At 58.5% G+C, this 9867-nt stretch carries 9 protein-coding genes; all 9 read right to left on the bottom strand.

The window, feature by feature from the left end:
* Positions 1 to 740: 740 nt before the first annotated feature.
* Positions 741 to 1406 (bottom strand): CatA-like O-acetyltransferase, encoded by a 666-nt coding sequence (locus K8W16_RS03840; RefSeq protein WP_304121290.1) that lies wholly within the window; start codon positions 1404 to 1406, stop codon positions 741 to 743.
* A 58-nt stretch (positions 1407 to 1464) separates the two neighbouring features.
* On the bottom strand, positions 1465 to 1770 hold the full coding sequence (locus K8W16_RS03835; protein ID WP_304121288.1) for an AzlD domain-containing protein: 306 nt from the start codon (positions 1768 to 1770) through the stop codon (positions 1465 to 1467).
* Positions 1763 to 2512 (bottom strand): AzlC family ABC transporter permease, encoded by a 750-nt coding sequence (locus K8W16_RS03830; RefSeq protein ID WP_304121287.1) that lies wholly within the window; start codon positions 2510 to 2512, stop codon positions 1763 to 1765. Before K8W16_RS03830 ends, K8W16_RS03835 begins: the two co-directional genes overlap by 8 nt.
* A 398-nt stretch (positions 2513 to 2910) precedes the next feature.
* The gene (gene uvrB / locus K8W16_RS03825; protein ID WP_304121286.1) at positions 2911 to 4980 is read right to left on the bottom strand and encodes an excinuclease ABC subunit UvrB; all 2070 of its coding nucleotides are present in this window, start codon (positions 4978 to 4980) and stop codon (positions 2911 to 2913) included.
* Positions 4981 to 5184: 204 nt separating this feature from the next.
* On the bottom strand, positions 5185 to 5700 hold the full coding sequence (locus tag K8W16_RS03820; protein WP_304121284.1) for a flavodoxin family protein: 516 nt from the start codon (positions 5698 to 5700) through the stop codon (positions 5185 to 5187).
* Positions 5700 to 6392 (bottom strand): Crp/Fnr family transcriptional regulator, encoded by a 693-nt coding sequence (locus K8W16_RS03815; protein WP_304121282.1) that lies wholly within the window; start codon positions 6390 to 6392, stop codon positions 5700 to 5702. Before K8W16_RS03815 ends, K8W16_RS03820 begins: the two co-directional genes overlap by 1 nt.
* 453 nt (positions 6393 to 6845) lie before the next feature.
* A complete protein-coding gene (rpsT, locus tag K8W16_RS03810; RefSeq protein WP_077071318.1) occupies positions 6846 to 7112 on the bottom strand; it encodes a 30S ribosomal protein S20 in 267 nt (88 codons plus the stop codon).
* 215 nt (positions 7113 to 7327) lie between these two features.
* A complete protein-coding gene (gene glyS / locus K8W16_RS03805; protein ID WP_304121279.1) occupies positions 7328 to 9424 on the bottom strand; it encodes a glycine--tRNA ligase subunit beta in 2097 nt (698 codons plus the stop codon).
* A gap of 3 nt (positions 9425 to 9427) precedes the next feature.
* The coding region (locus K8W16_RS03800; protein WP_304121276.1) for a glycine--tRNA ligase subunit alpha at positions 9428 to 9867 on the bottom strand (440 nt) is incomplete at its 5' end.

Genomic DNA, 9867 nt, shown 5'->3' with positions numbered 1-9867 from the left:
AAAGTGATATATTTCAGGCAAAAATCTTCCCTGATGGCGCTTCAGCATGCAGCCGGCAGCAAAAAGATACTTCATGGCCGTCCCCCTCATGTTGAACTTTATATCAATTTCTTACAAAACGATATAAATTGGTAATAATTAAGTCAAGCATCGTTTTACATTTTTTTCGAAGTCCGCACAAAAAGGCGAGGGGGGAGCAAAAGCCTGCAACTATATAAAAAACAACAAAAAATTCAGAGGACAACAGAAAAACGCCACAAAGCATGCCCAAGCGCCGCGCAGGGATATCCCCTCCCCGGAACGAAGGACACGGAAAGAAGAAGGAAAGCTGGTCGGAAGTTCAAAGGCACGGCCGCCTTCCTGCCGCGGCATCAGAAGGCGGAAGGACAGAAATCCCTCCGAGCGAGGGCGGCCCGGCGAAGCGTGGGGAGGGAAAAGTCATGAAGTTGCATGAACGGCCGCAGCCGTGCGCGAGCAAAGGCGTATGCCGCATTTCTTCCGCTCCGGGATCGCCTGCGGGAAACGGCCTCATATCCCCCGCTTTCCGCATGGAGATGGAGCGCAGGCGGTACTGCCTCCGGCGGAAAGGCGACCTCTTTCCCCCATCGGAAAAGGGCCTCGGCGCGTTCCCGGATGCGAAAAAAAAGCCGGATCATGCCCTCTCCCCGCGGATACCCTGCCCCGCCGGAATGAGCCCGGAAACGGCGGAGTCCCTGTCCGCATGCCGGGACAGCAGCCGATCAGAGTAGATACTTTTCGGGAAAGTATGCCATTTCCTGCATGTCGTTGATGAGGCGGCAGGTATGGTATCCGTCTGCGACGGCATGATGGACGTAGACGGAAACCGGGATCATGGTCTTTTCTCCACGCTGCTCATACTTACCGAACTTGATGAGCGGAGAGAGAAAATCGCTACCGGCATAGGAGTCCTGGGCGAAGTGGGTGAAGGTAAGCCACGGCACGCTGGAAATGGGGCAGATATGGGCTGGCTCGCCTTCCCTCGCTTTGAGCCTTCCCGTCACATGACGATAACGCTCCATATCATGCGTGACGGTGGCATAGAAAAGGGAGAAATCCTCGGAGTATTCGCTCCAAATATCGGTAAAGGTCTCGTTCTCCGGGTGAAACAGGGTATAGCAGGGCCACACTTCATCCCAATAGCCGAGCTCCTTGTTTTCATTGAAGGCCATGCGGAATTCCCTGTGGTTGTTCACCGCACGCATGACGATATAAAGCATGACGGGGAAGAACTTCAGTCCCTTTTCCCGGCGGAAGCTCTGAAGAGCGCTGATATCGAGGTCGGCCCCGATGTTGTAACGGCATCTGAGGGTAAAAAAGTAGTGGTCGAAATAACTGCTTCTTTCCCAGGTATCCCTGTCTATGACATGAAATGACGGAATTCTCATGGCGTGCCCCTTGGCGCGCCTGATGCGCACCTTTCTGCCCGGCCTTTCAGAAGCTTTTTCAGCAGAGGAAAAGCTCCATGACGAACACCAGCACGCAGGCTGCCACGGCCACACTGAACAGGCTCGCGCCGAACCAGGCAAGAACCACGGCCGCCGCCAGCCCGGCAAAGCCGGAAAGCTGACTGCCCGTCGCATCCAGTATGGCAGGAAAAGTCATGACCGACAAGGTGACATAGGGAATATAATACAGGAAGGAACGCACGGTGACGTTACGGATTTCCCGCCGGATAAGGGTAAGGGGCAGCACGCGGATAAGATACGTCACCACGGCCATGACAGCGATATAGGCATAGGCGTCACGCATGGTCCTCCCCTCCTTCCTCTTTTTTCCCGCTCCCGGCAAGCCCCTTGTCCACAGGGAAAAGCACGGCCGCCACACCGGAAACGAGCACCGTAAGAATGATGATCTTCATACCGCCGGAAATGCCGTCGAACAGCGGCAGGCGCGCGAAAAGCCAGCTCAGGGCCATGGAGGCGAGTATGAGCACGGCAAGCAGACGGTCCTTGCGAGCCGGGGGGACGATGATGGCGATGAACATGCCGTACAGGGCGACGCTGAGCGCCACCACGATGCGGGCAGGCAACACGTTGCCGAGCACCACACCAAGGAAAGTTCCGAGAGCCCATGCAGGCGAGGCGATACAGATCGCCCCGTAGGTATAGAACGGATCCAGCCTGCCCGGCACGTTCACGGAAATGCCGAAAATCTCATCCGTTACGCCGTACCCCACCAGAAGACGGTGATACATGGGCGTATCCGGCGCCATTTTCTGGGAAAGCGAGCACGACATGAGCATGTAGCGCAGGTTGATGACAAGCTGAGAAAGGGCCATTTCCCAGTAGGACGCCCCGGCCGCCATGATGCCGAGAGCGGCAAACTCCCCGGCTGAGGTGAGGTTGGTGAAACTCATCACCGTTGAATGAAGCGCCGAAAGCCCGATATTGCGGCATGCAATGCCCAAGGTGAAGGATACGGCGAAATAGCCCAGCGCGATAGGGATGCCGTCGCGCATGCCGTCCAGAAAATTTTTCTTATGATCTGCCATGGAATGATATGCCCCGAACCGTTATGCCGTTTTTTTCGTACCCTGCCGCAATGTCCCGAGGCTCCATGCCTCCATACAGACCATTCCGGACGCACCTTCAAAGGAAAAATCTCCGCGCCCTTTTTCCGGCGCGTGTAAAACGGGCGTTCTTTCCCGCATGAGAACGCCCCGTATCTTTCCGCAGGCCTTGCGCATGTCCCCGCCCGACTCTCCCGGGAGAGAAAAGCCGCCCCGGCGGGCGCATCAAAGGGCGACTTTCATATCGACAAGAACGCAATTTCTGCATCAATGCCGAATGTTCCTTCAAAGTTCTTTACGCAAAAGAAACACACTATTCCACATGCGCACGCCTTTAAAGGCGCCCTCATGGGAATGCCCTTCCCTGCCATGGAACTCCGCTACGCATCCTCCTGACCGCTCACATAGAGCCTTTCGCGCAGGGCGCGGACGCGGTCGCGCAGCTCCGCCGCGCGCTCGAATTCCAGTACCTTGGCCGCTGCGCGCATGGACTTTTCCAATTCTTCGATGAGCTTGGCAATCTCTGCCGGATCATGGGGCTGAACTTCCGCCTGCACTCCGGCCTTTTTACGGGCTTTGCTCTTGTCGCGGGACTTGTCGCCGCCTCTGCTCTTCTTTGCGCCGTCGCCATACTCTTCCTTGCCGTACAGATTGTCCAGCGGGTTTTCCAAACCCTTGATGATGGTACGCGGCACAATGCCGTGCTCCTCATTGTAGGCGAGCTGCTTGGTGCGACGCCGTCCGGTCTCGTCCATGGCGGCCTGCATGGAAGCCGTCACCCTGTCGGCATAAAGAATGACGCGGCCTTCAGCATTGCGTGCGGCGCGGCCGAAGGTCTGGATGAGAGCTCCGGTGGAACGCAGAAAACCCTCCTTGTCCGCATCCAGAATGGCCACCAGCGACACTTCGGGAATGTCCAACCCTTCGCGCAGGAGATTGATGCCTACCAGTACGTCGAATTCCTTGGCTCTCAGGGCCTTGATTATGGCGATGCGCTCCAGCGTATCGATATCCGAATGAAGGTAACGGGAGGACACGCCCATCTCGTTGAAATATTCCGTGAGATCCTCGGCCATGCGTTTGGTGAGCGTCGTCACGAGCACTCTCTCGCCCCGGGCGGCGCGAGCCTTACATTCGCCGAGAAGGTCGTCCATCTGCCCTTTCACCGGGCGTATCTCCACGGGCGGGTCCAGAAGGCCCGTCGGCCGTATCACCTGCTCCACCACAAGTCCCATGCTTCTGTCCAGTTCCCATCGGCCGGGAGTCGCGGAAACGAAAATGCTCTGCCCTATGCGTTGCTCGAATTCGGCGAACTGAAGGGGCCGGTTGTCCAGAGCGGAGGGCAGGCGGAAGCCGTAATCCACCAGCGTGGTCTTGCGCGAACGGTCGCCTTTGAACATGGCTCCCACCTGAGGAATACTCATGTGAGACTCATCCACGAACAGAAGAAAATCATCAGGGAAATAATCCAGCAACGTAGCGGGAGGCTGCCCGGGAGCGCGGCCGTCCAGATGGCGGGAATAGTTTTCAATGCCGTTGCAGTATCCGAGCTCCTCCATCATCTCAAGGTCGAGCTGCGTACGCTGCTCAAGCCTCTGTGCTTCCAGGAGCTTCCCCCCTTCCTGGAACTGCGCAAGACGCTCGCGCAACTCCTCGCGTATATCGACCATGGCGCGAGTGAGGTTGTCGCGGTCGGAAACGTAGTGGCTCGCGGGGTAGATGACGGTTTTGGAAATACGGCCCAGCACCTCCCCGGTAAGCGGATCGATTTCGCGTATGGCGTCTATTTCGTCGCCGAAAAATTCGATGTGCAGCGCCTTCTCGTCCTCATAGGCGGGGATGATCTCCAGAACGTCCCCGCGCACGCGGAAGGTACCGCGATGAAAATCGTAATCGTTGCGCGTGTACTGTATGTCCACCAGCCTGCCGATGATGCTTTCCATGGAAACGGCCTGCCCTTCTTCCACGGGAATGATGAGTCGGGCGTAATACTCCGGGGATCCCAGTCCGTAAATACAGGAAACGGAAGCAACGATAATGACATCACGCCTTGTGAGCAGGGCATGGGTGGCGGCGTGGCGCAGCTTGTCGATATTGTCGTTAATGGCCGAGTCCTTCTCTATACAGGTATCAGAGGAAGGAACGTAGGCCTCGGGCTGATAGTAATCGTAATAGGAAACGAAATATTCCACCGCGTTTTTTGGAAAAAGCGCGCGGAACTCACCGTAGAGCTGGGCGGCCAGAGTCTTGTTGTGGGCGAGGATGAGCGCAGGGCGGCCTGTGCGCGCAATGACGTTGGCCATGGTAAAGGTCTTGCCCGAACCCGTAACGCCCAGAAGTACCTGATCCCGTATGCCGGCATGAAGATTCGCCACCAGTTCATCAATGGCGGAGGGCTGGTCGCCGGTGGGCGCAAAAGAGGAATGAAGCTGGAAAAGCTGTTCAGGCATGGCATGCTCGCAGTATGTGAGGAAAGGGCGCGGGCGAAGCTTCGCCGCGCAAGGCGCATTGTGCCTGAACAAAAGAATTTTTCAAGAGGGAGATTCAGGTCGGACGGCGGGCCTTTTCCCAGCCTCACCCTTATCTTATGACAGTTCCTCCCTTTGCCCCACCTCACGGAAAAACGAAAGCGCCTTCTGCCGCGGAGGAAAAGCTTATGGCGCAGACACGCCCCTTTCCGCAGAACAGAAACTCCGGGCCGGAAAAAGTGCCTCGCACACGCAGCGCTCCGCATAACGCAGATCGTATTCATCAGGGTGTGTGGAGGCGAGGCGGATACGGGTCATACGCTCCGGCGTGAGCGGATGAGTGCTTTTTTCAAGCTGCCTCTCATCCATTTTTCCCCGGCAGAAAAAGTGCCCGAGCACACGGCATCTTCCCTTTTCCAGCAAGGCCCGGGCGCGCTCCGCGCAGCGCTCGGCGAGGGCGGAATCCGGCCCGGCTACCATGGTGCCGAAAAAAAATACGCTTTTCCCGTAAAGACGGCGCATGAAGGAAGCCATGGCCTCATCCGGCCCGCCGCGCCATGTCCAGAAGCCGAGAATGAAGCAGTCGTAATCGGTGGATGCATCCTGCACGCGAAAGAGCGGAAGTTGCAGGCACCCGGCAAGGTGCTCCCCCACGACGCGGGTATTGCCCGTGCGGGAAGAATACACGACACAGACGCGCATCATTCCTCCATGAGACAGCGACGCAGGGCTTCTTCGTCCGTCAGCACAATGGCCCGGCGTTCCAGGCGTATTATGCCTTCCTGCGCGAAGCGGCTGAGCTGGCGGCTCAGGCTCTCGCGCGAAAGCCCGAGAAGCCCCGCCAGTACCTCGCGCGTGATGACCTCTTCCAGCACGAGACTTTTTTCCACGCGGGCCTTATGCAGGAGCCAGCCTGCCACGCGACGGCGGACGGAAATCTTCCCCTGCGATACCGCAATCTTATTGATGAACATACGCTGACGCACGGCAAGCGCCCGCATGACGCGCTGGGCAAGGCCCATGTTTTCCCCAAGGAGCGCGCGGAACACCCTGTTTTCCATGGAAAGCACTGTGCACAGTGAAAGAGCCCGGGCGGAAAGAAAGGCCACACCCCCGCCGAATACGCCGTAGAGATCGAGAAAATGCCCCGGCCGCACGACATGCAGCACGGTATTCCTGCCCGCCATGGAGCCTTTCAGAAGCTCGACATGGCCGGAAAGCAGCCAGCATGTCACGGCAGCGCCGCCCCCCTCCACACATATCCACTCCCCCTTGGCATAGGAGGAAAGCCGCGTGGCCGCCGCGAGCCTCTCCGTCTCCTGCTCGCCCAGTTCCGGGAAACATACTCCCAGCCTCTCCCGCATGTCGCGGGGAGCTTCTCCACTCTCCAGCATAGTCCGCTCCTGCAAAAAATCCCGCAAAAAAGCGGCCCTTCCCGGAACCCTGTTCCTCCGGGCACGCCTCTGGAGCGGACATTCCCGCACGGAGGGAAGGCGCCTTTCCGTCAGTCTACGGGCTTTTGTGTTTCCGCATCCGTCAGCGCTTTGCCGAAAGCCGCATTTCTTGAACCGGCACATTCACCGTGCATGTCTCGCCGGACATTGCCTTTCTTTTCCCGTGTCGTATCCGGCAGATAGAAAAAGGACCGGTGGACAGATATCCTCAAAAACGCCGCTCCATCGTTTCGCGTAGCATGATAAAGGCTTTCCCCATTCCAAACCATGACCATGATCACATTCCGAAGGAACAAATACTCCCAAGCGTATCTTTTTCCGCAGAACGATTAAACGTCAAAAGGGAGGAAGCCCATGCTTTCTCCCTTCCGGCGTTTCCTGAGAAACGAAAATTTAGGCGTCCAGCGCGTTGACGGCCTTGGTCAGGCGGGAAACCTTGCGGGCAGCGTTCTTCCAGTGAATGACGCCCTTGCCGGCAATCTTGGACACAGTGGAAGTAGCGGTCTTCAGGGCTTCTTCAGCGGCGACCTTGTCGTTCTTCTGAATAGCGGCGCGCACGGCCTTCACCACATTCTTGATGCGGGTACGGGCGGCGCGGTTGCGGGCATTGCGCTTGACACTCTGCTTTTGGCGCTTGATGGCGGAAGCATGATTAGCCACGGGAATCCTCCAGAATGATAGCCCCTTATCGGGGTGTGATGCGATACGTTGTCGGGCGGTACAAAAAGGCCGTCCGTTATTGCCAGAACGGTTATTCTTATGCGTCTTGGCGCGTTCTGTCAAGGGGAGCGCGTGTTCCCCCCCCTATAGCTTTTTTCCACAGCCCGCGCCAGAGAAAAAAAACTTTTCCCCGCGCGGACGACTGTCAAAACGCGCTACATCTGCAGGGCCGAGAAATCGGCAAGCCTCCCCATACGGGAAAGCAGAACCTGCAGAAGGCCCAGACGGTTGGCGCGGATCTTCTCATCTTCCGCCATGACCATGACCCCGTTGAAGAAGGCGTCCACCGTGGGGCGCACACCGTCCATAAGGGCCAGAAGCTCATCGAAGCGGTCCTCTGCCCAGAGTGCGTCGAAACGGGAACCCATGGCGTCCAGCGCGTCGGCAAGGGCCTTTTCCGGCTCTTCCGCAAGAAGCTCACGGGAGAAGGTGCAAGGAGCGCCCGCCCCCTGTTTGCGCAGGATGTTGGCAACGCGCTTGAAGGTCTGCGCGTTGTCGGCAAAGCCGGGCTTAACGCTTTCCTCCACAAGGGCGGCAAGGCGGCGGGAGGCAGCCCACACGTCGCTGCAACCGGCGTTCATCACCGCTTCCACAAGAAGCGTATCGTTGCCTTGCGTGAGGAAGAGGTTCTTTACACGGCCCACGAAGAACTCGCCAAGCTTGGCAAGGGCTTCAGACTTTTCCAACTTCCAGCGGATATCGTCACGGTACAGTGACTGTGCCTTGGCGAAGAATTCTTCCACCGGGATGCGATACCCCTTCTCCATGAGTATGCGGGCAATACCGAGGGCGCAGCGGCGAAGGGCGAAGGGATCGGCCGCACCCGTGGGGATATTGCCGAGGCCGAAGCAGCCGACCAGAGTATCCGCCTTGTCGGCCATGGAAAGCAGCGCCCCGAGATCGGTGGCGGGCACAGGGGTATCCGGCCCGGCAGGCAGGTACTGTTCGGCAATGGCATCAGCCGCGGCGTCGTCAAGGCCCATCTTATGGCCGTAGATGCCGCCCATGATACCCTGGAGCGTGTCGAATTCACCCACCATCTGGGAAACCAGATCCGCCTTGGCGCAGCGCCCGGCCACGGCGGCGGAGTCAGGGTTCACACATGAGGCGCGCGTCACGCCGGGATGAGAGGCAAGCCAGCGGCACAGCTCGGAAAGTCGGCGGCATTTGTCGCCCATGGAACCGAGAGGACCAAGGAAAATGACATGGTCGAGCTTTTCCTTCCACACCTCGAAGGAAGCCTTCATGTCGGTATTCCAGTAGAAGCGGGCGTCTTCCAGGCGGGCGCGCAGTACGCGCTCCCAGCCCTTCTTCACCAGCTCAGGCTCCAGGGAATCCACATTGGACACAGTGAGAAAATGAGGCAGAAGCCTGCCGTCTTCGCTTTCCACTCCGAAGCTCTTCTGATGCGTTTCCATACTGGTCAGAAGCACGATGGAGGGAAGCTCCAGGAAGGAGGGATCGAAATCCCCGAGAATGGGCACAGGGTGTTCGCTCAGTCCCTGCACTTCGTCGAGCAGGCCTTCCTTCCACAGTACGCGGCCGTTCACGGTAGCGGCAAGCCTGTTGCCGCCTTCCACCACGGCCTTGCGGCGCGCCGCACCGGACACGGTGACTCCGCACTTTTCCGCAAGAATCGCGTCGAAATCATCGGCGCAGGACACTTCAAAGGGGCCCTTGCCGTGTACGCGGTGGCCGGTAGTCATGCGGCCGGAATTTACCTCCGCCACGGAAAAAGGCACCACGTCCGCATCCATGAGCGCCACCACCCAGCGCAGCGGGCGGGCGAAAAGGAAGCGGCTCTCACCCCAATGCATGCGCTTGGGGAAGGGGAGCGAAGCGATGATGGAAGGAGCGGCTTCCGCAATGATGGAGGAAGCAGACACGCCGCCCACTGTCTTGCGGGCGGCCACATATACCCCCTTGGGCGTTTCCTGAGTAAAAAGGTCGGCCACGTCCACACCCTGTCCCCGGGCAAAGCCCATGGCGGCCTTGGTGGGATTGCCTTCCGCATCGTAGGCGGCCTTCAGCGAAGGGCCGAGGGCCACTTCTTCGCGCACGGGAGTAGAAGAAAGGAGGCCCCGCGCATGGAGCACGGCACGGCGGGGCGTGGTGTCCACGGTAAGTTCGTCGCAGGTCAGGCCGTGTTCCGCGAAAAGCGCGGCAAAGCGGTCGTGCAGTTCACGCTCAAGGGAGGCAAGAAAACGGGCGGGCAGTTCTTCCACGCCGATTTCAAGAACAAAATGACTCATGGTTTACCCCTTCTTCAGCATGGGATAACCCATGGCTTCTCGCTGGGCGGCATAAAGATGGGCCACGCCGGAAGCAAGCGTGCGCACGCGGGCAATGTAGCCGGCGCGCTCCGTGATGGAAATGGCCCCACGGGCATCCAGCAGGTTGAACGTATGGGAGCACTTCAGGCAGTAATCATAGGCGGGCAGAGGAAGCTTCGCGTCGATAAGGCGCAGACATTCCTTTTCATAGTCGTTGAAGTGCTGGAGCAGCATGGCGGCGTCGCTCTGATCGAAATTATAGCAGGACTGCTCGTATTCGTTCTGGTGATACACGTCGCCGTAGGTGATGGAGTCGTTCCATTTAATATCGTACACCGACTCCACGCCCTGCAGGTACATGGTCAGGCGTTCCAGGCCGTAGGTAAGCTCCACGCTGGCCGGGGCAAGGTCTATGCCGCCCA

Origin of the sequence: Mailhella massiliensis, from assembly GCF_020741395.1 — a bacterium.
In the GTDB taxonomy this organism is placed as follows: Bacteria; Desulfobacterota; Desulfovibrionia; order Desulfovibrionales; family Desulfovibrionaceae; genus Mailhella; species Mailhella massiliensis_A.
Note: the sequence above shows the minus strand (reverse complement) of the source record. Positions and strands in the feature narration are given on the sequence as shown.